This is a genomic window from Pseudomonas khavaziana, from assembly GCF_036704165.1.
GTDB lineage: Bacteria > Pseudomonadota > Gammaproteobacteria > Pseudomonadales > Pseudomonadaceae > Aquipseudomonas > Aquipseudomonas khavaziana.
Window position 1 is genome coordinate 1523800 of record NZ_CP129946.1, and the last position, 22882, is coordinate 1546681.

General features: G+C 60.0%; 19 protein-coding genes. 6 read left to right on the top strand and 13 right to left on the bottom strand.

Features of this window, described 5'->3' with window-relative positions:
• Positions 1-121: 121 nt before the first annotated feature.
• The 3 genes from QYQ93_RS06580 to QYQ93_RS06590 are packed head-to-tail and all read left to right on the top strand — an operon-like array spanning position 122 to position 4411.
• Positions 122-1246 (top strand): GNAT family N-acetyltransferase, encoded by a 1125-nt coding sequence (locus QYQ93_RS06580; protein ID WP_043048804.1) that lies wholly within the window; start codon positions 122-124, stop codon positions 1244-1246.
• A complete protein-coding gene (locus QYQ93_RS06585; RefSeq protein WP_338476575.1) occupies positions 1246-3024 on the top strand; it encodes a sensor histidine kinase in 1779 nt (592 codons plus the stop codon). The genes QYQ93_RS06580 and QYQ93_RS06585 overlap by 1 nt, the downstream gene beginning before the upstream one ends.
• Positions 3014-4411, top strand: coding sequence for a sigma-54 dependent transcriptional regulator (locus QYQ93_RS06590; protein WP_338476576.1), 1398 nt, complete (start codon positions 3014-3016; stop codon positions 4409-4411). Before QYQ93_RS06585 ends, QYQ93_RS06590 begins: the two co-directional genes overlap by 11 nt.
• Positions 4412-4535: 124 nt before the next feature.
• Here the strand turns inward: QYQ93_RS06590 and QYQ93_RS06595 are convergent, their stop codons facing one another.
• The 11 genes from QYQ93_RS06595 to QYQ93_RS06645 all read right to left on the bottom strand — a co-directional run bounded on the left by QYQ93_RS06595 (position 4536) and on the right by QYQ93_RS06645 (position 17051).
• Positions 4536-4874 (bottom strand): GlpM family protein, encoded by a 339-nt coding sequence (locus tag QYQ93_RS06595; protein ID WP_043048808.1) that lies wholly within the window; start codon positions 4872-4874, stop codon positions 4536-4538.
• Positions 4874-6223, bottom strand: a complete 1350-nt coding sequence (locus QYQ93_RS06600) for a sigma-54-dependent transcriptional regulator (protein ID WP_043048810.1) — start codon at positions 6221-6223, stop codon at positions 4874-4876. The genes QYQ93_RS06595 and QYQ93_RS06600 overlap by 1 nt, the downstream gene beginning before the upstream one ends.
• Positions 6220-8121, bottom strand: a complete 1902-nt coding sequence (locus QYQ93_RS06605; protein WP_338476577.1) for a sensor histidine kinase — start codon at positions 8119-8121, stop codon at positions 6220-6222. The genes QYQ93_RS06600 and QYQ93_RS06605 overlap by 4 nt, the downstream gene beginning before the upstream one ends.
• A gap of 182 nt (positions 8122-8303) precedes the next feature.
• The gene (locus QYQ93_RS06610; protein ID WP_033896404.1) at positions 8304-9038 is read right to left on the bottom strand and encodes an amino acid ABC transporter ATP-binding protein; all 735 of its coding nucleotides are present in this window, start codon (positions 9036-9038) and stop codon (positions 8304-8306) included.
• Complete coding sequence (locus QYQ93_RS06615) at positions 9035-9706, bottom strand: ABC transporter permease subunit (RefSeq protein WP_043048812.1); 672 nt, start codon at positions 9704-9706, stop codon at positions 9035-9037. Before QYQ93_RS06615 ends, QYQ93_RS06610 begins: the two co-directional genes overlap by 4 nt.
• Positions 9706-10452: an amino acid ABC transporter permease gene (locus tag QYQ93_RS06620; RefSeq protein WP_007963952.1), complete on the bottom strand. Its 747-nt coding sequence runs from the start codon at positions 10450-10452 to the stop codon at positions 9706-9708. The genes QYQ93_RS06615 and QYQ93_RS06620 overlap by 1 nt, the downstream gene beginning before the upstream one ends.
• A 193-nt stretch (positions 10453-10645) precedes the next feature.
• A complete protein-coding gene (locus tag QYQ93_RS06625; protein WP_043048814.1) occupies positions 10646-11572 on the bottom strand; it encodes a glutamate/aspartate ABC transporter substrate-binding protein in 927 nt (308 codons plus the stop codon).
• Between the two features lie 378 nt (positions 11573-11950).
• The gene (glpD, locus tag QYQ93_RS06630) at positions 11951-13489 is read right to left on the bottom strand and encodes a glycerol-3-phosphate dehydrogenase (RefSeq protein ID WP_043048815.1); all 1539 of its coding nucleotides are present in this window, start codon (positions 13487-13489) and stop codon (positions 11951-11953) included.
• 276 nt (positions 13490-13765) lie between these two features.
• A complete protein-coding gene (locus QYQ93_RS06635) occupies positions 13766-14521 on the bottom strand; it encodes a DeoR/GlpR family transcriptional regulator (protein ID WP_014717134.1) in 756 nt (251 codons plus the stop codon).
• A 95-nt stretch (positions 14522-14616) separates the two neighbouring features.
• Positions 14617-16122, bottom strand: coding sequence for a glycerol kinase GlpK (glpK, locus tag QYQ93_RS06640; RefSeq protein WP_338476578.1), 1506 nt, complete (start codon positions 16120-16122; stop codon positions 14617-14619).
• A 74-nt stretch (positions 16123-16196) separates the two neighbouring features.
• The gene (locus tag QYQ93_RS06645) at positions 16197-17051 is read right to left on the bottom strand and encodes an MIP/aquaporin family protein (RefSeq protein WP_043048818.1); all 855 of its coding nucleotides are present in this window, start codon (positions 17049-17051) and stop codon (positions 16197-16199) included.
• A 327-nt stretch (positions 17052-17378) separates the two neighbouring features.
• On the opposite strand from QYQ93_RS06645, the gene ybaK reads away from it, so the two are divergent.
• The gene (ybaK, locus tag QYQ93_RS06650; RefSeq protein WP_338476579.1) at positions 17379-17849 is read left to right on the top strand and encodes a Cys-tRNA(Pro) deacylase; all 471 of its coding nucleotides are present in this window, start codon (positions 17379-17381) and stop codon (positions 17847-17849) included.
• 60 nt (positions 17850-17909) lie between these two features.
• On the opposite strand, the gene QYQ93_RS06655 is transcribed toward ybaK, so the two are convergent.
• Positions 17910-18965 (bottom strand): ABC transporter ATP-binding protein, encoded by a 1056-nt coding sequence (locus QYQ93_RS06655; protein WP_338476580.1) that lies wholly within the window; start codon positions 18963-18965, stop codon positions 17910-17912.
• Entirely contained in the window at positions 18962-19882 is a 921-nt protein-coding gene (argF, locus tag QYQ93_RS06660; protein WP_338476581.1) for an ornithine carbamoyltransferase, read from the bottom strand. Before argF ends, QYQ93_RS06655 begins: the two co-directional genes overlap by 4 nt.
• Positions 19883-20318: 436 nt before the next feature.
• Between argF and QYQ93_RS06665 the strand changes: the two genes are divergently transcribed.
• Positions 20319-22427: a molybdopterin oxidoreductase family protein gene (locus tag QYQ93_RS06665; protein ID WP_338476582.1), complete on the top strand. Its 2109-nt coding sequence runs from the start codon at positions 20319-20321 to the stop codon at positions 22425-22427.
• An 86-nt stretch (positions 22428-22513) separates the two neighbouring features.
• Positions 22514-22852, top strand: coding sequence for a Grx4 family monothiol glutaredoxin (grxD, locus tag QYQ93_RS06670; RefSeq protein ID WP_005785264.1), 339 nt, complete (start codon positions 22514-22516; stop codon positions 22850-22852).
• Positions 22853-22882 lie beyond the last annotated feature (30 nt).

A 22882-nucleotide genomic window follows, 5' to 3' on the forward strand; every position in this document is an offset into this window, starting at 1 on the left:
AGCGAGCTTGCTCGCGAAGGTCGTTAACGATAACGCGTACTGCCAGTTTGAACGCGGTGTCTGTTCGGTTTTCGCGAGCAAGCTCGCTCCTACAGTAGAGCGGTGTTGATAAGGAAAAACTGTGCTAACCACCCAAGCCTTCCCGACCATCCGCGCCATCCAGCGCGATGCCTGGAACGACTGTTTTCCCGGTGCCCTGGAGGATTGGGACTATTACCTGGCCGTGGAAAATGCCGCGATCGATGACTTTCAGTGGCGTTACCTGGCGGTCTACGACGATCAGACGCTGGTGGCTGTGGCTGCCGCGTTCATCACCCATTATCGCCTCGACACCACAGTGTCGGGGGCCGGCAAGCGCTTGACCGAGTGCCTGGAGCGGCTGTGGCCGGGTGTTTTGCAACTGGCGTTATACGCCATCGGTTCGCCCGTGGCTGAACGTTGTGATGCGGGTGTCGCAAGCGATGTGCCCGAGGCACGGCGCCCGTTGTTGCTGCAACAGTTGCTGGCGGCTGCGCGTGCCGACGCCGATCAATTCGGTATCGGGCTGGTGGCGGTCAAGGACGCGCCGACCAACGACCCGCATTGGGCTGAAAGCTGCCGGGCCGCAGGTTTTCAAAACATGCCGAGCTTGCCTACGGGTGTGTTACCGCTGCCCTACGGTTCGGTAGACGCTTACTTGGGTTCGCTGGGCAAATCCACTCGCAAGGACCTGCGCCGCAAACTGCGCGCACCGGGGCCGCGGGTCGAGTGGCGTCACAATATCGATGATGTGCTGCCCGAGGTCATGCGCCTGTATGAAGCGACGCTTGCGCGCGCGGACTTGCAGTTCGAACGCCTGCCCGCCGGTTACTTCACGCAAGTGCTCGAACACCTTCACGAGCGGGCGGTCTGTGTTCTTTACTGGGTGGGCGAACACTTGGTGGCGTTCAACCTGATCCTGCTGGACGAGCATCGGCTGGTGGACAAGTTCTTTGGCCACGACATCGAATTCAGTCGTGAATACAACCTGTACTTTCGCAGTTGGTTGACCAATGTCGACTACTGTATTGAGCATGATATACCGGTGTACGAGTGCGGCCAGGCCGGGTATGCCAGTAAACTGCGCCTGGGGTGCGAGTTCCAGGGCAACAGCCTGTTCTTCCGTCACCGCAACCGGCTGGTCAACGGCCTGCTCAAGCTTGTAAAACTGTTTATTCGACCGGATCGTTCCGACCCTGCCATGGCTGCTGCGATAAGCGAAACCTGATGATCACCAAGACCCGCCAGAAAGCCCGCCCCTTTGCCATTTCGCGTTGGAGCGTCCAGCGCAAGCTGGTGCTGGCGTTCTGGCTGGTCAGCGTTATTCCGACCATGATCGCGGCCGAGCTGGCCGCGACCACGCTGTCGCAGATTTTCGACAGCAACGTACGCATCTGGCTGCAAGAGTCGACCAAGATCGTCAAGGACGAGATCGGCGACATCCTTCATGACAACGCGCGCATGGCCAAGCTGTTCCTGCGTTACACCAGCCCGCCCTCGTCCAAACAAGCCGCCAAGCATGACCGGCTCACCGCCGATATCGCCGATGCCACCGATATCGACGTGGTGGCGCTGATTCGCACCAGTGACCATAAAGTGGTGTTCAGCACGGCCGCCGATGACATCGTCAGGCAGATCAGCCTGACCAGCAATGCGGTGCTGCAGACCGTGCAAGTCGGCGGGGTGAGCACAGGGCTGGTGGTGTCGACCTTCGAAACCAGCCGTGACGGCGTTGACTACCTGCTGCTGGTGGCTACCTACCTCGATAGCAGTTTCCTGACCAGTGTGGCCGATGTGCACTCCCTCGACCTGCGTCTTTACCTCGCCAACCCGGCAGGCTTTTCCGAAATATTTTCCACCCAGCGCTTCGAGAATCACCCCTCGCGCATCCCGAAAAACGTCGAGGCTGCACTGCGCAGTACCAAGCAGCCCAGCGAGCAATTCACCAACCAGTACAGCGGTTTGTATTGGCCGATCTTCAACGATGCCGGCGAGCTGCAAGGGGTGATCTTCAGTGGTCTGCTGCGTCACACCAGCCTGGTGGGGCTGGTGAACCAGAGCAACCTGTTCGTGCTGATCTTCCTGCTCAGCTCGGCCCTGTCGCTGGCGGCCGGGTTGCTGGTGTCGCGGCGGCTGACCAAGCCGCTGCGGGACTTGTCCCAGGGCGTGGATGCAGTGATTTCTGGCAGTTACGCCCACCGTGTGGTGGTCAGCGGTGGCGACGAACTGGCGCAATTGAGCAGCACCTTTAACCACATGACCGAGCGCCTGGGTGAATTGCATCACCTCGAGGCCCAACTGCGTCGACGTGATCGCCTGCATGCCCTGGGTGAAGTCGCCATGGGCCTGGCCCACGAAATCCGCAACCCGCTGGGCATCATCAAGACCGCCACCCAACTGCTGCACCGGCGTGCTGACCTGGCGGACACCGACAAGCGCCATCTGGAATATGTGATCAGCGAGGTCAGCCGCATCAACGACCTGATCACCGAGTTCCTCGACTTTGCCAAGCCCAACCCGCCGATCCGCGTGTTGCAGCCGGCCCGCGCCTTGGTGGAAGAGATCCTCGGTTTCTGCAGCCCCGAGCTGAGCAGCCACAACATCGATGCCCAGATTGACGACCAGGCACCCGAGGCCACCATCTACGCCGACGCCAAGCAGCTCAAGCAGGCCTGCCTCAACCTGATTCTCAATGCTATCGATGCGATGCCCGAAGGCGGGCGCCTGACTCTGGGGATCCGCAGCGTCGGCGACAACACAGTGATCAGCATCGCCGACACCGGCCAGGGCATTGCCGCGGATATGGTCGAGCGCATCTTCACGCCATTCGTCACCACCAAGGCGTCTGGCACCGGGCTGGGCCTGGCCAAAGTCTATTCGATCATGGAAAGTCATGACGGCAGCATCGAATGCGCCAGCGAGAAAGATGCCGGCGCCACGTTCAGCCTGTACATTCCCGCTAACGGCGAAGACGACGGCGAAGATGAGGATGGGCATGACGCATAACGTATTAGTGGTGGATGACGAGCCCAAGCTGTGTGACCTGTTGTCGTCCGCCCTGAGCCAGAACGGCATCCAGGTGTTCAGCGCGGGCAATGGCCTGCATGCCCTCAAGGTGCTGGGGGACGAGGACATCGACCTGGTCATCAGCGACTGGCGCATGCCGGGCATGGACGGGCCGGCGCTGCTTGCCGAGATCAAGCTGCGCTACCCCCAGGTGCCGGTGATCGTGATGACCGCCTACAGCACGGTGAAAAATGCCGTGCAGTCGATGCGCAACGGCGCCTATGACTACATCGCCAAGCCGTTCGATATCGACGAGCTGGACATCACCGTGGCCAAGGCCCTGCAATTTCGCGACATCATGCGCGATAACGCACGCATGCGCGCCGAGCTGGACGAGCATGCACAGTTTGACAGCCTGGTCGGCGACAGCCCGGCGTTTCGCAAGGTATTGCAGGCCGTGGATTCGGTGCGTGACAGCAGCGCGACCATCCTGCTGACCGGCGAAAGCGGCACCGGCAAGGAAATGGTCGCCCGCGCCATCCACAAGCATGGCAGCCGCGCCGACAAGCCCTTTGTTGCGGTCAACTGCGCGGCGATTCCCGAAGGCTTGCTGGAAAGCGAGATGTTCGGGCATCGCAAAGGCGCCTTCACCGGCGCCGTGGCCGACCGTGTCGGGCGCTTCATGCAGGCGGACAAAGGCACGCTGTTTCTCGACGAAGTCGGGGATATGCCCCTGGCGTTGCAGGCCAAAATCCTGCGTGCCTTGCAAGAGCGGGTCATTGAGCCGGTGGGCGACCCTCGGGAGCGCAAGGTCGACGTGCGGGTGATCGCGGCCACCAACAAGAACCTGCTGGACGCTGTGGCAAACAAAGAGTTTCGCGAAGACCTGTATTACCGCCTCAATGTGTTCCCGATCCCGTTGCCGGCCCTGCGCGAGCGCGTGGAAGATATCGCGCCCCTGGCCCGGCACTTTGCCCAGACATTGAGCGCTACTGCCGGCAAACGCATCACCGGATTCAGCCCCGAGGCATTGCAGGCCATGGCGGCGTATCACTGGCCGGGTAATATTCGCGAGCTGCAGAACTGCGTCGAGCGCGCGACCATCGTGGCGGCGTCGCCGGTGATCGAAGATATTGATTTGCCCGGGTATCTGTTTGCTTCCAAGCCGAGCGAGGACGGGGTGACAGCTATCCTCAGCGACGGGCCGGGCGTGCCGCGGGACCTGGATGCGGCGTTGGCGGAGGTGGAGAAGGCCTACATCCTCGCGGCGTTGCAGGAGAGTAATGGCGTTCAGGCCGCAGCGGCACAGCGCATCGGGATTTCCGAGAGGAGCTTCTGGTATCGCCTGAAAAAGCTCGGCATCCAAGTCGACAAGATCGTTCGCTGACACACTGTGGTCCAAAAATGTGGGAGGGGGCTTGCCCCCGATGGCAGTGGGTCAGTTGAAGACTAGGTGACTGACACACCGCTATCGGGGGCAAGCCCCCTCCCACATTTTTGACCGAGTTGAGTCAGGTATGGAGGCGTACCCACACGCTGACCAGCACCGTCGCCGCTATCAACCACGCTACGGCCGCCACAGCGAGTGACGCTTCCAGCCGCATCCGATCCACCATCACATACAAGGTCGCCAAATACACAAAATACGGAATGATCGACCACATTCCAAACACGATGGTGGTCTTCAAATCTTCCACCGAACGGCCCTTGCCGACGATGTAATGGGCAATCAACGCAAAGGTCGGAAACAGCGGCACCAGCCCCGCGATGTAATAGTTCCTGGTCTTGGCCAGCGCCGCCAGGATCAATACCACCGCCGCGCCAAGGGCGGCCTTCAAAAACAGGTCCATCAGTGGCTCAACCCGTATTTCTTGACCTTGTCGAACAACGTGGTCTTGGCCATTCCCAGTTCCTGGCTGGCCTGGGTCAGGTTGCCGCCGCTGCGTTGCAGGGCGTCGCTGAGCAGGTTGCGCTCAAAGGCTTCCACTGCCTCGGTAAAGGCCAGGCCCTGGTTACCGCTGCCGGCGCCGCTTTTCTTAAAGGCGGGCAGGCCGAGGGCGAAGCGTTCGGCGACGTTGCGTAGTTCCCGCACGTTGCCCGGCCAGTCGTGGCTCATCAGGCTGGACAGTGTCTGGTTGTCGAGGTCCGGGACGCTGCGGTCGAAGCGCAGTGACGATTGCTGCAGGAAGTGTTCGAACAGCTGCAGGATGTCTTCGCGCCGCTCGCGCAGGGGCGGCAGTTCCAGGGTCACCACATTGAGGCGGTAGTACAGGTCGCTGCGAAATTGACTGGCACGGCTCAGCTCGTCGAGGTCGGACTTGGTGGCGGCGATCACCCGGCAATCCACCGCCACGCTCTGGTTCGAACCCAGGCGTTCCAGGGTGCGTTCCTGCAAGACACGCAGCAGTTTGATCTGCAGGTTGATCGGCATGCTTTCCACTTCATCGAGGAAGAGAGTGCCTTGGTGGGCGTGCTCGATCTTGCCAATGCGGCGCTTGCCGGCGCCGGTAAAGGCGTTGGCTTCGTGGCCGAAAATTTCGCTTTCGAACAGGTTCTCCGGCAAGCCCCCGCAGTTCAAGGCGACGAACTGGTGGGAATGGCGCCGGCTGAAATCATGCAGGCAGCGCGCGACCAACTCCTTGCCGGTGCCGGTCTCGCCTTCGATCAGCACGTTGGCCGAGGTGTCGGCGACGTTGGCGATCAGTTCGCGCAGGTTTTGCATCGCCGGCGAGCGACCGATAATGCGGCCTTCCAACGAGTCGCGCTCGGCCAGTTGGCGACGCAACGACCAGACTTCCCGTGCCAGCCCGCGCTGCTCCAGGGCGCGGCGGGCGACTTCCACCAGGCGTTCGGGGGAGAAGGGCTTTTCCATGAAGTCGTAGGCGCCATTGCGCATGGCACCCACCGCCATGGAGATGTCGCCGTGCCCGGTGATCAATACCACCGGCAGGCTTTTATCCAGGGCCTTGAGGCGGGTCAGCAGTTCCAGGCCGTCGATGCCCGGCAGGCGGATATCGCTGATGACGATGCCGGCGAAGTTTTCGCCAATGCGATGCAGCGCCTCTTCGGCACTGCCGACGCCGATGCTGGGAATGTCTTCAAGCGCCAGGGCTTGCTGGCAGCCGAGCAGCACATGGGGGTCGTCCTCGACGATCAGCACGGTGAGGTCGTCGGTCGCAGTTGTAGTGTCTGTATTCATGTCGACTCGGCTTGTTGAGCGCCCACCAGCGGCAGGCTCAGGACAAAGGCAGTACCACCACCGGCCGGATGCTCCACGGCGAGGTTGCCGCCGGTAGCCGCCGCGAGGCTGGCCGAGAGCGTCAGCCCCAGGCCCAGGCCCTGCTCGCCAGGCTTGGTGGTGAAGAACGGTTCGAACAAATGCTTGCGCGTTTCTGGGTCGATACCATGGCCGTTGTCACGCACCCGCAGGCGGAACTTGCCATCGATGACCTGACCTTCCAGCCACAGTTGCGGTGCCGGTTGCACCTGCATCGCATCAAGGGCGTTACCGATCAGGTTGACCAGGATCTGCTCCAGGCGCGTCTGGTCGATCTGCAATTGGGCGTTGCTGAAGTCTCGGTGCAAGGTCAACGGCAGGCCATCGAGTCGCGGGCCAAGTACCTGGAACGCGGCGTCCACGGCCTTGCCGAGGTTGGCTTCGCCCTGGTCGTCACCGCGTCGGGCAAAGGAGCGCAGGCTGGCGGTGATGCGACCCATGCGGTCGATCAATTCGTTGATGGTCTTGAGGTTGGTACTGGCGGTGTCCAGGGCGCCGCGCTCGAGGAAACGCACGGTATTGCCGGACAGCGTGCGCAGGGCCGCCAGCGGCTGGTTCAATTCGTGAGCGATGCTGGTGGACATCTGGCCGATAGCCGCGAGTTTGCCGGCCTGCACCAGTTCGTCCTGGGCGTGGCGAAGGGTTTCTTCGGCCTGGCGCCGTTCGCGGATCTGCCCCTTGAGCCGTTCGTTGCTGGCGCGCAGGTCGGCGGTGCGTTCGGCAATCCGCCGTTCCAGTTGGCTGTTGGCTTCCTGCAGGGCTTCCCGGGCGGCGAGGCGGGTGGCAATGACTTTGCGCCGTTCATTCCAGGCAATCAGCAAGAAGGCCACCAGGCCAAAGGCCACGGCTACCAGAATGCCCTGGTTGATCGCGGCGCGGCGCAGGTCGTTGAGCGGGGTGAGCAGGGTGAAATGCCACGGTGTGTCGTTGAGCGGGCGGGTTTGCGCCAGGTAGCTGACGGCGTGTTCGTCGTTGACGACTTCGCTGTTGGCCGGGAAGGTCAGTTTCTCGGTGCCTTCGTTCAGGCGTTCACGGGCCAGGGGCTGCAGTTCGTTGAGTGTTGCCCAGTAATATTGCAGGCTGTGGGCCAGGCGTTCCTTAATGTCTTCGCTCAACGGGCGTACGGCCTTGAGGCGGCGGGCCGGGTCGCTGGAGAGGATGATGATGCCGTTCTCGTCGCTTACGAAGGCTTCGAGGCGGGCGCGCTGCCAGCGCTCTTCCAGGGCTTCGAGGCGGACCTTGACCACCGCGACGCCGATGATCTTGCCATGCTCTTCCAGGCCATGGGCCAGGTAATAGCCGGGTTCGCCGTTGGTGCTGCCGATGCCATAGAAACGGCCTGGCTGGCCGCGTACGGCATTCTGGAAATAGGCGCGGAAGGACAGGTCTTCGCCCTGGTAACTGTCGGCATCGCGCCAGTTACTGGTGGCCAGCACGCGGCCGGTGGTGTCCATCACGTAGATGGCCCGGCTGCGACTGCGGCGGTTCAGACCCTCGAGGTAAGCATTGACCGTGGTGCGGGTTTCCTGGTTCGGGTCGGCCAGCAACCGCGAAACGCTAGACTCCAGCTCCAGCAGGCTGGGCAGGTAGGTGTATTTGCTCAGTTCGCTTTCGACGGTGCGGGCGTGCAGCTCCAACTGGCGTTCGCCGTTGTCGCTGAGGGTGCGGATGCCATAGTACTCACTGACCCAGAAGCCGATATAACCCAGGCCGACCATCAGGGCGATGATCAACGGCGGCAGGAACAGTTGGCGTATCAGACGAGGCTTCACGGCAAGTGATGGCGGCGCGGCGCGATATTGATTGGGGTCGCATTTCATCACAGATGCCTTGGGTCAACCAGAGCTGCCAGCCTGTGTGGTCCAGTGTGGGAGGGGGCTTGCCCCCGATAGCAGTGTGTCAGTCGGTATACCTTTCACTGATCCACCGCTATCGGGGGCAAGTCCCCTCCCACATTGGCCCGGTTTCTACAGTAGGAGCTGTGTACTTAGCTAAGTAGTACTTAATGCTGCAGGATTTTCTCAAGGAAGTGCTGCGCGCGTTCAGAGCGGGCGCTGATGTCGCCGAAGAACTCTTCCTTCGGGCAGTCCTCGATGATCTTGCCGGCGTCCATGAAGATCACGCGGTCGGCCACTTTGCGCGCAAAGCCCATTTCGTGGGTCACGCACATCATGGTCATGCCCTCGTGGGCCAGTTGCACCATCACGTCGAGTACTTCGTTGACCATTTCCGGGTCCAGCGCCGAGGTTGGTTCGTCGAACAGCATGACGATCGGGTCCATGGCCAGGGCGCGGGCAATTGCCACACGTTGCTGCTGGCCACCGGAGAGCTGGCCTGGGTGTTTGTGGGCGTGTGCCGACAAGCCCACGCGATCGAGCAGTTGCAGGCCTTTCTTGGTCGCCTCTTCCTTGCTGCGGCCCAGCACCTTGATCTGCGCGATGGTCAGGTTTTCGGTGATGGTCAGGTGCGGGAACAGCTCGAAGTGCTGGAACACCATGCCCACCCGCGAACGCAGTTTCGGCAGGTTGGTCTTCGGGTCTGCAATGGAGGTGCCATCGACCACTACGTCGCCTTTCTGGAACGGTTCCAAAGCGTTAACGCACTTGATCAGGGTGGATTTGCCCGAGCCGGACGGCCCGCACACCACGATCACTTCGCCTTTTTTAACCTCGGTGCTGCAATCGGTCAGCACCTGGAAGTCGCCATACCACTTGTTGATGTTCTTGATAGAGATCATACGGCAAACCTTTTTTGCAGACGCTTGACCAGCAGCGAGGCGGAAAAGCTGATGATGAAGTAGACGACACCGGCAAAGATCAGGAACTCATTGGAGCGGCCGATGATGTCGCCGTTGGAGCGGGCGGAGTTGAGGAAGTCCACCAGGCCCACGGTGTAGACCAGCGAAGTGTCCTGGAACAGGATGATCGACTGTTGCAGCAGCAATGGCGTCATCTTGCGGAACGCCTGGGGCAGGATGATCAGGCGCATGGTCTGCCCGTAGGTCATGCCCATGGCTTGTGCCGCGGCCATCTGGCCCTTGGGAATCGACTGCACGCCGGCTCGCACGATTTCGCAGAAATACGCGGCCTCGAACATCATGAACGCTACGACGCAGGAGGTGAACGCACCGATGGGTGTGTCTTCGCCGGTGATCCAGCGCAGCACGAACGGCACCGCCAGGTAGAACCAGGTGATCACCAGCAGCAGCGGGATCGAGCGGAAGTAGTTCACATAGGCGCCAGCCAGACGCGACAGCAGTTTGCTGGACGACAGGCGCATCAGCGCGAGGATCGTACCCAGGATGATGCCGCCGACCACGCCCATGACCATCAACTGCAGGGTCATGACCATGCCGTTCCACAAGCCCGGAATGGCGGGGATGATGCCGCTGAAATCGAATTCCATTATTTACCCCCCACGGAGATCAGGCCGGGCACCGCGACTTTCTTCTCTACCATGCGCATCAGCAACATCAGGCTCATGTTCAGGGTGAAATAGATCAGCGTGGCCAAGGTGAAGGCTTCGAACAGGTTGGCCGAGAACTCGGCGGTCTGCTTGGTTTGCGCCAGCAGTTCCATCAAGCCGATCAAGGACGCCACTGAGGAGTTCTTGAACACGTTGAGGAATTCCGAGGTAAGCGGTGGAATGATGATGCGATAGGCCTGGGGCAGCAGCACGTTCCAGTAGATCTGCGGCAGCTTGAAGCCCATGGCGCGTGCCGCGGACTCCTGGCCACGTGGCAGCGCCTGGATGCCGGTGCGCACTTGTTCACACACACGGGCGGCGGTGAACAGGCCCAGGCACACGACAACGCTCAGGTAGGCCGAGGTGGTCGGGTTCAGGTCTTGCTTGTACCAGTCCTGCAGGTTCTGCGGCAGCAGGTCGGGCACCAGGAAGTACCAGATAAACAGCTGAACCAGCAGCGGCACGTTACGAAACAGTTCCACGTAGCAGGTCGCAATGCCCGATACGAGGCGGTTTGGCACGGTGCGCATGACCCCCAGAATGGAGCCCAGCAGCAAGGCGATGATCCATGCCACGACAGCGATGGCGATGGTCCAGCCCAGGCCGGCGATGTACCAGTCGAGATACGTCTCGCTGCCAACGCCAGTGGACTTGAAGAACACGCCCCAGTCCCAGTTGTAATTCATTAGGGTCTCCCCTCGAGATCGATCAATGTACAAGCACCCGCTTGGGGAAGATCCTTTCCCGCCTGGCAATGAACGCCAGGCACACACGATCGGCTCGGAAACCGCCAGGTCGAGTGTTCCAAATTAAAGCCAGCAGGTAGTAACAGATGCCTGGGGGGAGTGAGCCCCCCAGGCGATAAGGTTAGTCAGGTTTTCAGATCTTTACTTCCGGTGCCGGCTTGTCGGTCGGATTCGCGATCAGTTCCTTGACCTTTTCGCTCATCGGGAAGTTGAGGTTCAAGCCTTTTGGTGGAATCGGGCTCTCGAACCATTTGGCGTAGATCTTGTTGATTTCGCCGGATTTGAACAGGCCGACGATGGCGTCATCCACGGCTTTCTTGAAGGCCGGGTCGCCTTTGCGCACCATGCAGGCATAGGCTTCAAAAGACTGCGGAGTACCGGTGATGACCCAGTCGTCCGGCTTCTTGGCCTTGGCTTCTTCACCGGCGAGCAGGGCGTCATCCATCATGAACGCAACGGCACGGCCGCTTTCGAGCATCTGGAAGGATTCGCCGTGGTCTTTGGCGGAGATGACGTTCATGCCCATCTGCTTGTCAGCGTTCATCGCCTTGATGATGCGCTCGGACGTAGTGCCAGCGGTGGTCACGACGTTCTTGCCCTTGAGGTCGGCAAAGTCAGAGTAGGACGGCTTGCCTTCCTTGTCTTTCTTGACCAGCAGGCGGGTGCCGATTTCGAAGATGTTGGTCGAGAAATCGACTTGCTGGGCGCGTTCGGCGTTGTTGGTGGTGGAGCCGCATTCGAGGTCCGCGGTGCCGTTCTGGATCAGCGGAATACGGGTTTGCGAAGTCACCAGGTTGTACTTGACCTTCAGGTCGGGCTTGTTCAGGTCTTTTTTCAGGGCTTCAACGACGGCCAGCTGAATGTCGTGGGAATAGCCCACTGGTTTGCCCGAACCATCCGCGATGTAGGAAAACGGAATAGAGCTGTCGCGGTGAGCGAGAGTGATGGTGCCGGAGTCGTTGATTTTCTTCAGTGTGCCGGTGAGTTCGGCGGCGAAAACTGGAGTGCTGATCAGAGCTGCAGCAATAGCTGCGCCCAGGATATGGGGAACGATGCGCATCAATACTTCCTCGACATTTGTTTTTTTTATGAAGCCAGCTAAACGGCTCTTTTGTACAGCGAATGCCCGTGACGGCTCCTAAGGCGCCTCAGGTAATCGTCAAAGAGTGTAGAGCATGAGTCGTGCCATACCGAATATAAAAGGTTAACTGCATGATTTATATCGAGATTAACTTTATGTTGCGACGCGGTTTTCGCTGCCGGGTCCGGCAAACCGAATAGGGCGGCAAGTTGCGTTCGGAAAACCGAATGCGCCCAAGTGACCTGTAGGAGCGAGCTTGCTCGCGAAAAACGCAAAAGCGCCGCGTTTATTCTGAATAAACGCGGCGCTCTCAGGTTTCTCGCGAGCAAGCTCGCTCCTGCAGTTTAAGGATGGTTATCAGGCCGCTTCGATCTTGCTACGGCTCTGTTCGACCTTTGCCAGGTAGCGTTGCACGTTTTCCTGCTCCTGCGGCGTGGTGAACAGGCCAAGCTTGGTACGGCGCCACAGTACGTCCTGCGGTTGCGTCACCCATTCTTCGGCGCACAGGTAATCAACTTCGCGGGTGTACAGGCCGCCGCCCAGGTGGTCACCCAGGTCGGCCAGCGATTGCACGCCCTCCAGCAGGCGCCAGGTGCGGCTGCCGTAGGTGGTGGACCAGCGACGGGCGATTTCGCTCGGGATCCAGTCGAACTTGGCGCGGATCGCATCGGCCAGGGCTTCGGGCGTGGTCATGTTTTCACCGCCTGGCAGGCTGGCCGTGGCGGTCCAGCTCGGGCGCATCTGGGTGAAGTACGGCGCCAGTTGCCCCATGGCCGACTCTGCCAGCTTGCGATAGGTGGTGAGCTTGCCGCCGAACACCGACAGGATCGGCGCTTCGCCGTTGCTGCCGGACAGCGCCAGGGTGTAGTCGCGGGTGATGGCCGACGGGTTGTCCGACTCGTCGTTGCACAGTGGGCGCACGCCGGAGTAGGTGTGGACGATATCGTCACGGCTCAGTTGTTTCTTGAAGTGCGCGTTGACCACCTTGAGCATGTAGTCGGTTTCACCTTCGGTAATCGCAACTGCAGCCGGGTCGCCGGTGTATTCGCGATCAGTGGTGCCAATGATGGTCAGGTGGTTCAGGTACGGAATAGTGAAGACAATGCGTTGGTCTTCGTTCTGCAGGATGTGCGCGTGGGCGCCTTCGTACAGTCTTGGCACGATCAGGTGGCTGCCCTGGATCAGGCGGATGCCGTAAGGCGAATCCAGCTTGAGGTCGTCCCGGATGAACTTCGCGACCCACGGGCCGGCAGCATTCACCAGCGCGCGGGCGCGGATCGAAAACAGGCTGCCGTCGGCACGCTCCATGTTCATTTCCCACATGCCGTTGCTGCGGTGGGCGCTGATGCAACGGGTCTGGGTATGGATGTGCGCGCCTTTTTCACGGGCGGCCATGGCGTTGAGTACCACCAGGCGGGCGTCATCGACCCAACAGTCGGAGTATTCGAAACCCTTGGTGATTTCGCTTTTCAACGGGCTGTCGGCGCCGAACTTAAGGCTCTTGGAGCCTGCCAGTTTCTCACGTTTGCCTAGATGGTCATAAAGGAACAGGCCGGCACGAATCATCCACGCCGGGCGCAAATGCGGGCGGTGAGGCAGTACGAAGCGCATCTGCTTGACGATGTGCGGCGCTTTGGCCAGCAGCACTTCACGTTCGGCGAGGGCTTCGCGCACCAGACGGAATTCGTAATGTTCCAGATAACGCAAGCCGCCGTGGATCAGCTTGCTGCTGGCCGATGAGGTGTGGCTGGCCAGGTCGTCCTTTTCGCAAAGGAATACCGACAAACCGCGACCGGCTGCGTCTGCTGCGATGCCGACGCCATTGATCCCGCCACCGATTACGGCAACGTCATAGACTTCGGCAAGCGGTGGGGCAGGCAAGGTGGAAGGGTTCATCGGCTGGCCTCGCGATCTTTTTGTCTTGGAATTCGAACATAAATGTTCATTTGCGAAAATGGTAGCTGATAAATGCACGCACAGCCACCCGACTTCGATTAAAAAAACTCATCGAAGGGCGGGAAAAGGAAAATTTGTGAACATGAGCCTGGGGAAGACTCAACAGGTTCAGTGCTGGATAGATCGCCATCGGGAGCAAGCCCCCTCCCACATTGGTGTGTGTTCACAGCTCAAAATGTGGGAGGGGGCTTGCTCCCGATGGCGGCAGTGCAGGCGCTACACGACTTCCAGTCGCACCTTGTGCTCATTCAACACTTGCACCAACGCCGGCACTGGCTGCTGATCAGTCACCAGGCAGTCCACCAGACTGATCGGCCCCAGGCGAATCATGGCATTGCGCCCGAACTTGCTGGAGTCCGCTGCCAGGATCACCTGGCGTGCATTGGCAATGATTGCCTGGGAAACCCGCACTTCCTGGTAATCGAAGTCGAGCAGGCTGCCGTCCTCGTCGATGCCGCTGATGCCCACCAGGGCAAAATCGACCTTGAACTGGTTGATGAAATCGACACTGGCCTGGCCGACCACACCGCCATCACGGCGCACGTTGCCACCGGTGAGCAACACATCGAAGTCGTCCTTGGCACTGAGCATGGTGGCGACGTTGAGGTTGTTGGTGATGATTTTCAGGTGGTTGTGATTGAGCAGCGCACGGGCGATGGATTCAGTGGTGGTGCCGATATTGATGAACAGCGAGGCGTGATCGGGAATTTGCGCGGCGATGGCTTCGCCGATGCGCTGTTTCTCGTCGCGCATCTGGTCGGCACGCATGGCGTACGCGGTGTTCTCGACACTCGAATCATAGGCTGCACCGCCGTGGTAGCGACGCAACAGATTGGCGTCCGCCAGCTGGTTGATATCGCGGCGGATGGTTTGCGGGGTGACAACGAACAGCTGCGCCATTTCCTCGATACTGACATAGCCGCGTTCGCGGACCAGTTCGAGGATTTGTTGTTGGCGGGGAGGCAGATTCATGGGGCGTCCTTTGGGCTGCCATACAAAAGTGGCCCATGATGACGCAGGAATCCGCTCCCTGCCAGTTACAACCCTATATGGATCCGGCGCTTGGCTTATTCAGCGCCTTCGTGCGGTTCCCAGTCGCGGGTGCGGCTCACCGCTTTTTGCCAGCCGGCGTAGAGCTTTTCTTTGGTGGCTTCGTCCAACTGGGGTTCGAATTCGCGCTCGATCACCGCTTTGCCGCGCAGTTCGTCCAGGCTGCCCCAGAAGCCACACGCCAGGCCGGCCAGGTAGGCGGCGCCGAGGGCGGTGGTTTCACGCATTTGCGGGCGCTCGACCTGGGTGCCGAGGATATCGGCCTGGAATTGCATCAGGAAGTTGTTGGCAACCGCACCACCATCTACACGCAGGGCCTTGAGGCGCTCACCGGAGTCTTGTTGCATGGCGTCGAGTACATCGCGGGTCTGGAAGGCAATCGACTCCAGGGCTGCGCGAATAATGTGGTCCACGCGTACGCCGCGGGTCAGGCCGAACAGCGCGCCACGGGCATACGGGTCCCAGTAGGGCGCGCCCAGGCCGGTGAAGGCCGGGACCAGGTACACGCCGTTGCTGTCCTTGACCTTGCCGGCAAAGTATTCGGTGTCGTGGGCGTCATTGATGATTTTCAGCTCGTCACGCAGCCACTGCACGGTGGAACCGCCGTTGAAGACTGCGCCCTCCAGAGCATAGGCCACTTCGCCGCGGGGGCCGCAAGCGATAGTTGTAAGCATGCCGTGCTTGGATTTCACTGCCTTGTCGCCGGTGTTCATCAGCAGGAAGCAGCCGGTGCCGTAGGTGTTCTTGGCCTGGCCGGCTTCCACGCACATTTGGCCGAACAGCGCCGCTTGTTGGTCACCGGCGATGCCGCCGATGGCGATGCCGCTCTTGGTGCGGCCATAGATTTCGGAGGAAGACTTCACTTGCGGCAGCATTTCCCGCGGCACATCCAGAATCTCCAGCATCTTCGCATCCCACTCCAGGGTGTGGATGTTGAAGAGCATGGTGCGCGAGGCGTTGGTGTAGTCGGTGACGTGGGTCTTGCCGCCGGTAAACTTCCAGATCAGCCAGCTATCGATGGTGCCGAACAGCAGTTCGCCATTGCGTGCACGCTCGCGGCTGCCTTCGACGTTATCGAGGATCCACTTGAGTTTGGTACCTGAAAAGTAGGGGTCAGTGACCAGCCCGGTGGTGTCGTTGATGTACTGCTCGTGGCCATCGCGCTTGAGCTGCTGGCAGATTTCGGTGCTGCGGCGGCACTGCCAGACGATCGCGTTGTAGATCGGGCGGCCGGTGATCTTGTCCCAGACCACGGTGGTCTCGCGCTGGTTGGTGATGCCAATGGCGGCGACCTGGTCATGGTGCAGGCCGGCTTGCGCCAGCGCTTCGACCATCACCGCGCTCTGGGTGGCAAAGATTTCCATTGGGTCATGTTCGACCCAGCCGGCTTGCGGGTAATGCTGGGTGAATTCACGCTGGGCGGTGCACACCACGTTGGCGTCACGATCGAAGATGATCGCCCGGGAACTGGTAGTGCCCTGGTCAAGGGCAATGATGTAGTTCTTATTCTGAATGTCGGTCATGTCAGGTGCCTTACGAAATAAGGAAGTCAGAAATCAGCCTGGGCCGCGAAGGGCAGGGGGCCAGGCTGGCGCTTTCAGGAAATACGGGTCTTGCCGTTGACAGCCGTGTCAGGTGTTTCAGCTATAACAGGTGCGGCGCTTGGCAGGTGGCGGGCAATCAGCCCGCGATAGGCTGCGGCGCCGAGGCATGCGCCGACAATCGGGGCGAAAATCGGCACCAGGAAATAAGGAATGTCGCGGCCACCAGTAAAGGCCATTTCACCCCAACCGGCGAAGAAGGTCATCAGCTTGGGTCCGAAATCCCGTGCCGGATTCATCGCAAAGCCGGTCAGCGGGCCCATGGCGCTACCGATTACGGCGATCAGCAAGCCGATCAGCAGAGGGGCCAGCGGGCCGCGTGGCAGGCCATTGTTGTCATCGGTAAGGGCCATGATCACGCCCATCAGGATCGCGGTGATGACCATTTCCACCAGGAATGCCTGGGCCGTGCTCAGCAGTGCATGGGGATAGGTGGAGAACACGGATGCCAGTTCCAGGCTGGCCTGGGAGCCGCGGACCATATGGTGGGTTTGTTCGTAATCGAAAAACAGGTTGCTGTAGAGCGTATATACCAAGGCGGCGGAGCAGAAGGCGCCGGCGACCTGAGCCAGAATATAGAAGGGCAGTTTGCGTTTTTCAAAATCGGCAAAAATGCACAGGGCGATACTGACCGCCGGGTTGAGGTGAGCTCCGGAAATGCCGGCGCTCAGGTAGATCGCCATGCTCACGCCGATCCCCCAGATAATACTGATTTCCCAGAGGCCGAAGCTCGCACCCGCGACCTTGAGCGCGGCGACACATCCTGTACCGAAGAAGATCAGCAGCGCGGTCCCCAGGAATTCGGCCATGCATTGGCTCGAAAGTGAAGGCTGTTGAAGAGCAGTTGTCATGGAAAACCTCGATTGTTGTTCTTGTCTGGCGCACTGCCTCAGCGGGCGGTTGCGCGATTTTCACCGTGACAAGGATCCCCATCCTGGGTCGCGGCTTACTGCTGGAGTACTGAGGAGTATTCCTACAGCATTCGGAAACGAAAAAATATAGACAAGAATGACCGCTGTCAAAGGTCGAAAGTGAACCGTCAGTCACTTTCTAACTATTGGTCTGGTGAATGATCATGCAGGCCTAGCTTTACCCATGCGCCAGCGGCGCTCGAACTAGAGCGTTTTGTTCACGCTTGGCCTAGAATTGGCCATCTGTTTTCCCTGCCCGGAGACTCCATGACGCCCGCACTGGATTTGTTGAAAAAAGTTCGCGCCGAACATCGCATCCATAGTTATGAACATGACCCGAAGACAGCTTCGTATGGCCTGGAGGCCGCGGAAAAATTGGGCCTCGACCCCGCGCAGGTGTTCAAGACGCTGCTGGCGAGCAGTGAGAAAGGCGAATTGTTGGTAGCGGTGGTGCCGGTCGTCGGAAGTCTTGATTTGAAAGCGCTGGCTCATGCGGCGGGCGTGAAAAAAGTCGAAATGGCCGATCCGGCGAAGGCTCAGCGTTCCACCGGTTACCTATTGGGCGGCATCAGCCCGCTGGGGCAAAAGAAGCGCTTGCGTACGTTTATCGACGAAACGGCGCAACCCTTTGCGACGATTTTTGTGAGTGCAGGCAGAAGGGGGCTGGAGGTGGAGTTATCTGCAGCAGTGCTGGCTGAACATACCCAGGCTAAATTCGCGCCGATTGGCCGGGCCTGATTTTCAACGATCCAAATGTGGGAGGGGGCAAGCCACCTCCCACATTTTTGCCCGGTTTCGTCAGATAACTGCTTGCGCCTGGAACAACACCAGGTGCTCGGCAGCCACTCGAATGCCTACATACGCACCAACGGAATGATCGGCATGGCTGGGGAAAATCGACTCCAATTGCGCTCCCGTAGGCAGCTGCAGGCGATACAGGGTCGATGCCCCCAGGAATGTCTTGCCGACGATCCGGGCTTTCAATGCACTGTCCGGTGCATAAACGATGTCATCCGGGCGTAGCAATACGTCCACCGCGCCGCCAGGGGGCCAGGTATAAGCGCGGTTGCCGCGTAGGTCACCCAGTTCAGTGCTCACCGATTCCGGCGAGTTCAAGCGGCCACGAATGAAGTAACCCTGGCCGATAAAGCTTGCGACGTAAGGCGTCTGTGGTTCGTGATAAAGGTTGTAGGGCGTATCCCACTGTTCAAGGCGACCTTCCTTGAACACGCCGACATGGTCACTGACGGCGAACGCTTCTTCCTGGTCATGGGTAACGAGGATCGCACTGGTGCCCCGCGCCTTGAGGATATCGCGCACTTCGTGGCTGAGCTTGCGGCGCAGTTCGCCATCCAGGTTGGAAAACGGTTCGTCCAGCAGCAACAATTGTGGCTCCGGCGCCAAGGCGCGGGCGAGGGCGACACGTTGTTGCTGGCCGCCTGACAGCTCGTGGGGGAAGCGCTTGCCCAAATCCTTCAGATTCACCAGTTCCAGCAACTCGGCGACTACGCGATCCTTTTGCGGATGTTTGCGAATACCGAAGCCGATGTTATCGGCCACGCTCAGGTGCGGGAACAGAGCGTAGTCCTGGAACACCATGCCGATACGACGTTTCTCGGGTGCCAGGGTGAAACCGGCGCTGGAGATGACTTCACCCGCCAGGCTGATTTCGCCTTCGTGTATCGGCTCAAAGCCGGCAATGGCGCGCAAGGTGGTGGTCTTGCCGCACCCCGAGGAACCGAGCAGGCAACCGATGTCGCCGGCATTAAGGTGCAGGTTGAGGTTCTGCACCACCCGTTGATCTTGATAGCCGCATGCCAGATTGCGCAGGTTCAGCAGGAGTGGCTGGCTCATGCGTGGTGGTACGAAGGTGGGACGAGAAATTCCAGCAGGGCTTTTTGCGCATGCAGGCGGTTTTCGGCCTGGTCCCAAGCCACCGAACGTGGATCGTCAAGCAGGTCGAGGCTGATTTCTTCGCCGCGGTGAGCAGGCAGGCAGTGCATGAACAGCACGTCGTGCGCGGCAGTATCGAGCAGGGCACGGGTCACCTGGAATGGTGCGAACAAGGCCAGGCGCTTGGCCGTTTCATCTTCCTGGCCCATGGAGGTCCAGACGTCGGTGCTGACCAGGTGGGCGCCTACTACTGCATCTTTTGGATCGCGCAGCAGTTGCACACGGCCATCGGCCTTGGCCATGAACTCGGCGCTCGGCTCGTAGCCTTCAGGGCAGGCGATACGCAGGTGGAAGTCGAACTGGATCGCCGCTTCTATATAGCTGTTGCACATGTTGTTGCCGTCGCCGACCCAGGCTACGGTCTTGCCCTGGATCGAGCCTCGATGTTCGAGGAAGGTTTGCATGTCGGCCAACAACTGGCAGGGGTGCAGGTCATCGGACAGGCCATTGATCACTGGCACGCGGGAGTTGGCGGCAAATTCAGTCAGGTTGCTGTGGGCGAAGGTACGGATCATCACCGCGTCGAGCATGCGTGACATGACCCTGGCGCAATCGCTGATCGGCTCACCACGGCCCAGTTGGGTATCACGCGGTGACAGGAAAATCGCCTGGCCGCCCAGCTGGATCATGCCGGCTTCGAACGACAGGCGTGTACGCGTCGAGGATTTCTCGAAAATCATCCCGAGTACGCGGTTTTTCAAAGGCTCAAACAGTACGCCGCGGTTACGCAGGTCTTTAAGCTCAATGCCGCGACGGATCACGCTGACTAGCTCTTCGGGCGTGCAATCCATCAGGGAGAGAAAGTGCCTTGCGCTCATCATTAACTACCTTTTTGCAACAGACCGCAGATACTCAAAGCCTTGTTTATTGTGACAACGGGCGAGACCTGCGGCGGAAGCCGCACGGGGCGACGAAATAGGGGAAGGCGCGATATTGACATTAAATGTCGCGTCTTACCAATAGGGCTACGGTTTTTAGGGGTGTTCAAGCAGGGCGCTGACGCGCGTTTGAAGACGATTTCCTGACAGCAGCGGGTCATTTGTACACTGGCGCCGAGACCTTTTGCAATGCGCCGAGGCGGGCCCAAGCCAGGTAGCGTCGGTTTTAGCCACTCGGTGGAGGATTTCTGAAACATTTACTCATGCTTAGCCATGCCTTGGCCTATGCCCACCGATTCACAGCACGAAGGTTGCTGGCGCGCTCGCAGCTCGCCGCCCATAGTTAAGCCAAAGCCCCCTATAAAAGAGACTGGCCATGACCAAGACTCTCCATCACCGTGCCTGCCACCTGTGCGAAGCCATCTGCGGCCTGACCCTGGAAACCACCCAGGCTGACGATGGCAGCCTGGCTATCTCCTCGATCAAGGGCGACCCCCTGGACAGTTTCAGTCGCGGGTACATCTGCCCCAAGGCCGTGGCCCTGCAGGATATCCAGAATGACCCGGACCGCCTGCAGCAGCCGATGCTGCGGGTCGGCAGCGAATGGCAGCCGATCGAATGGGATGAAGCGTTTGCCATCGTGGCCGAACGGCTGGCAAGCATCCAGGCCCGGCACGGGCAGAACGCGGTGGCGGTGTATCAGGGCAACCCCAGCGTGCACAACTATGGGTTGATGACCCACAGCAACTACTTTCTCGGGCTGTTGAAGACGCGCAATCGCTTTTCCGCGACCTCGGTCGACCAACTGCCCCATCACCTCACCAGCCACCTCATGTACGGCCATGGCCTGTTGCTGCCCATTCCGGACATCGACCATACCGATTTCATGTTGATTCTCGGCGGCAACCCGCTGGCCTCCAACGGCAGCATCATGACCGTGCCGGACGTGGAAAAACGCCTCAAGGCCATCCAGGCGCGTGGCGGCAAAGTGGTGGTGGTCGACCCTCGGCGCAGCGAGACAGCCGCCATCGCCGACCAGCATTTTTTTGTGCGTCCCGGTGGGGATGCAGCGCTGCTATTCGGAGTGCTCAACACCTTGTTCGCTGAGGGGCTGACCCGCGAAAGCCATTTGCCAGTTGAAGGGTTGGAAGACGTGCGCCGAGCAATTGCCGGATTCAGCGCCGAGGCCATGAGTCGCCAGTGTGCAGTGCCTGCCGAGCAGATTCGGCAGTTGGCCCGCGATTTCGCTGGCGCTGACAAAGCCGTTTGCTACGGCCGAATGGGCGTCTCGACCCAGGCGTTCGGCACCCTGTGTCACTGGTTGGTGCAGTTGATCAACCTGGTAACTGGCAATCTCGACCGCGTGGGCGGTGCGCTGTGCACCAGCCCGGCGGTCGATCTGGTGGCCTCGACTGGTGGCGGCCATTTCAATCGCTGGCAGAGCCGTGTGTCCGGGCGCCCGGAATACGGCGGAGAGTTGCCGGTGTCGGCCCTGGCCGAAGAAATGCTCACCGAAGGCGAAGGACAGATCCGCGCGCTGGTGACAGTGGCCGGCAATCCGGTGCTGTCGACGCCCAACGGTCGCCAGTTGGAGCAGGCGCTGGATGGATTGGAGTTCATGGTCAGCGTCGATCTCTATATCAACGAGACCACGCGTTATGCCGACCTGATCCTGCCATCCACCTCTGCATTGGAAAACGATCACTACGACACCACCTTCAATATGTTCGCGGTGCGCAATGTCACCCGCTTCAACCGTGCGATCCTGCCCAAGCCCGAGGGTGCGCTGCATGACTGGGAGATCTTTGTCGGCCTGGCCAAGGCATTCGCGGCGCAGACCGGCGTAGCGCTCAAGCCAACCCTGCCGCCGGCGCAGATGATCGATTTCGGTTTGCGCGCAGGCGCCTACGGTGATGCATCCAGTTATAAACTATCGGTGGCGAGATTGGCCGATCATCCCCATGGTGTGGACCTGGGGCCGCTCAAGGCCAATCTCGCAACGCGTTTGAAGACTGCCGATGGCAAGGTCCAGGCGGCACCGGCTGTGATCCTCGCTGACTTGGCGCGCTTCAAGTCGCAGCCGGTGCCGGTGGCTGACGAACTGCTATTGATTGGCCGTCGCCATGTGCGCAGCAATAATTCCTGGATGCATAATTACCATCGGTTGGTGAAGGGCAAGCCACGCCATCAATTGCTGATGCATCCTGACGACCTCGCCAGGCGACAGTTGAAGGATGGTCAACGGGTGCGGGTAAGTTCGCGCATCGGCATGATCGAAGTGGACGTGTTGGCCAGCATGGACATGATGCCGGGCGTGGTCAGCCTGCCTCATGGCTGGGGGCATGGCCGCCCTGGCGTACAAATGAGCATTGCCAGTGCTCAGCCAGGGGCGAGCGCCAATGACTTGACCGACGAGCGGCAGTTGGACGAGTTGTCGGGTAACGCCGCGCTCAATGGCGTGCCGGTGCAAGTGGCAGCGGCGTGAGGTGCCCGAGCACCGCGCTGGGATTTTGCGTTACAATGCGCCACCGTGCCGACCTGTGAGTCGCAAAGTTCCAGCCGAGGTGTTCCATGGATATCATCGAAACGATCAAAGACCAGATTGCCAACAACACCATTCTGCTCTACATGAAGGGCGCGCCTAACGCTCCTCAGTGCGGTTTTTCCGCAAAAGCCTCCCAGGCCATCATGGCGTGTGGCGAGAAGTTCGCCTACGTGGATATCCTGCAGAATCCGGAAATTCGCGCCAACTTGCCTAAATACGCCAATTGGCCGACTTTTCCGCAACTGTGGGTAGCCGGTGAGCTGGTTGGCGGCAGCGACATCATCACTGAAATGGCAGCCGATGGTTCGCTGCAAGCGCTGATCAAAGACGCAGCGGAAAAAGCGGCAGCCAAAACTGAAGCTTGATTGACCTGCAATAAAAAGCCCCGCTTCTCA

What these genes read in the sequence shown, in the direction of transcription:
- QYQ93_RS06615 (WP_043048812.1), bottom strand. Translation starts at nt 9,706, where the DNA reads ATGGAATTCGATTTCAGCGGCATCATCCCCGCCATTCCGGGCTTGTGG.
- QYQ93_RS06590 (WP_338476576.1), top strand. Translation starts at nt 3,014, where the DNA reads ATGACGCATAACGTATTAGTGGTGGATGACGAGCCCAAGCTGTGTGAC.
- grxD (WP_005785264.1), top strand. Translation starts at nt 22,514, where the DNA reads ATGGATATCATCGAAACGATCAAAGACCAGATTGCCAACAACACCATT.
- QYQ93_RS06645 (WP_043048818.1), bottom strand. Translation starts at nt 17,051, where the DNA reads ATGACAACTGCTCTTCAACAGCCTTCACTTTCGAGCCAATGCATGGCC.
- QYQ93_RS06610 (WP_033896404.1), bottom strand. Translation starts at nt 9,038, where the DNA reads ATGATCTCTATCAAGAACATCAACAAGTGGTATGGCGACTTCCAGGTG.
- ybaK (WP_338476579.1), top strand. Translation starts at nt 17,379, where the DNA reads ATGACGCCCGCACTGGATTTGTTGAAAAAAGTTCGCGCCGAACATCGC.
- QYQ93_RS06595 (WP_043048808.1), bottom strand. Translation starts at nt 4,874, where the DNA reads ATGGACCTGTTTTTGAAGGCCGCCCTTGGCGCGGCGGTGGTATTGATC.
- glpK (WP_338476578.1), bottom strand. Translation starts at nt 16,122, where the DNA reads ATGACCGACATTCAGAATAAGAACTACATCATTGCCCTTGACCAGGGC.
- glpD (WP_043048815.1), bottom strand. Translation starts at nt 13,489, where the DNA reads ATGAACCCTTCCACCTTGCCTGCCCCACCGCTTGCCGAAGTCTATGAC.
- QYQ93_RS06655 (WP_338476580.1), bottom strand. Translation starts at nt 18,965, where the DNA reads ATGAGCCAGCCACTCCTGCTGAACCTGCGCAATCTGGCATGCGGCTAT.
- QYQ93_RS06600 (WP_043048810.1), bottom strand. Translation starts at nt 6,223, where the DNA reads ATGAATACAGACACTACAACTGCGACCGACGACCTCACCGTGCTGATC.
- QYQ93_RS06585 (WP_338476575.1), top strand. Translation starts at nt 1,246, where the DNA reads ATGATCACCAAGACCCGCCAGAAAGCCCGCCCCTTTGCCATTTCGCGT.
- QYQ93_RS06635 (WP_014717134.1), bottom strand. Translation starts at nt 14,521, where the DNA reads ATGAATCTGCCTCCCCGCCAACAACAAATCCTCGAACTGGTCCGCGAA.
- argF (WP_338476581.1), bottom strand. Translation starts at nt 19,882, where the DNA reads ATGAGCGCAAGGCACTTTCTCTCCCTGATGGATTGCACGCCCGAAGAG.
- QYQ93_RS06625 (WP_043048814.1), bottom strand. Translation starts at nt 11,572, where the DNA reads ATGCGCATCGTTCCCCATATCCTGGGCGCAGCTATTGCTGCAGCTCTG.
- QYQ93_RS06620 (WP_007963952.1), bottom strand. Translation starts at nt 10,452, where the DNA reads ATGAATTACAACTGGGACTGGGGCGTGTTCTTCAAGTCCACTGGCGTT.
- QYQ93_RS06665 (WP_338476582.1), top strand. Translation starts at nt 20,319, where the DNA reads ATGACCAAGACTCTCCATCACCGTGCCTGCCACCTGTGCGAAGCCATC.
- QYQ93_RS06605 (WP_338476577.1), bottom strand. Translation starts at nt 8,121, where the DNA reads ATGAAATGCGACCCCAATCAATATCGCGCCGCGCCGCCATCACTTGCC.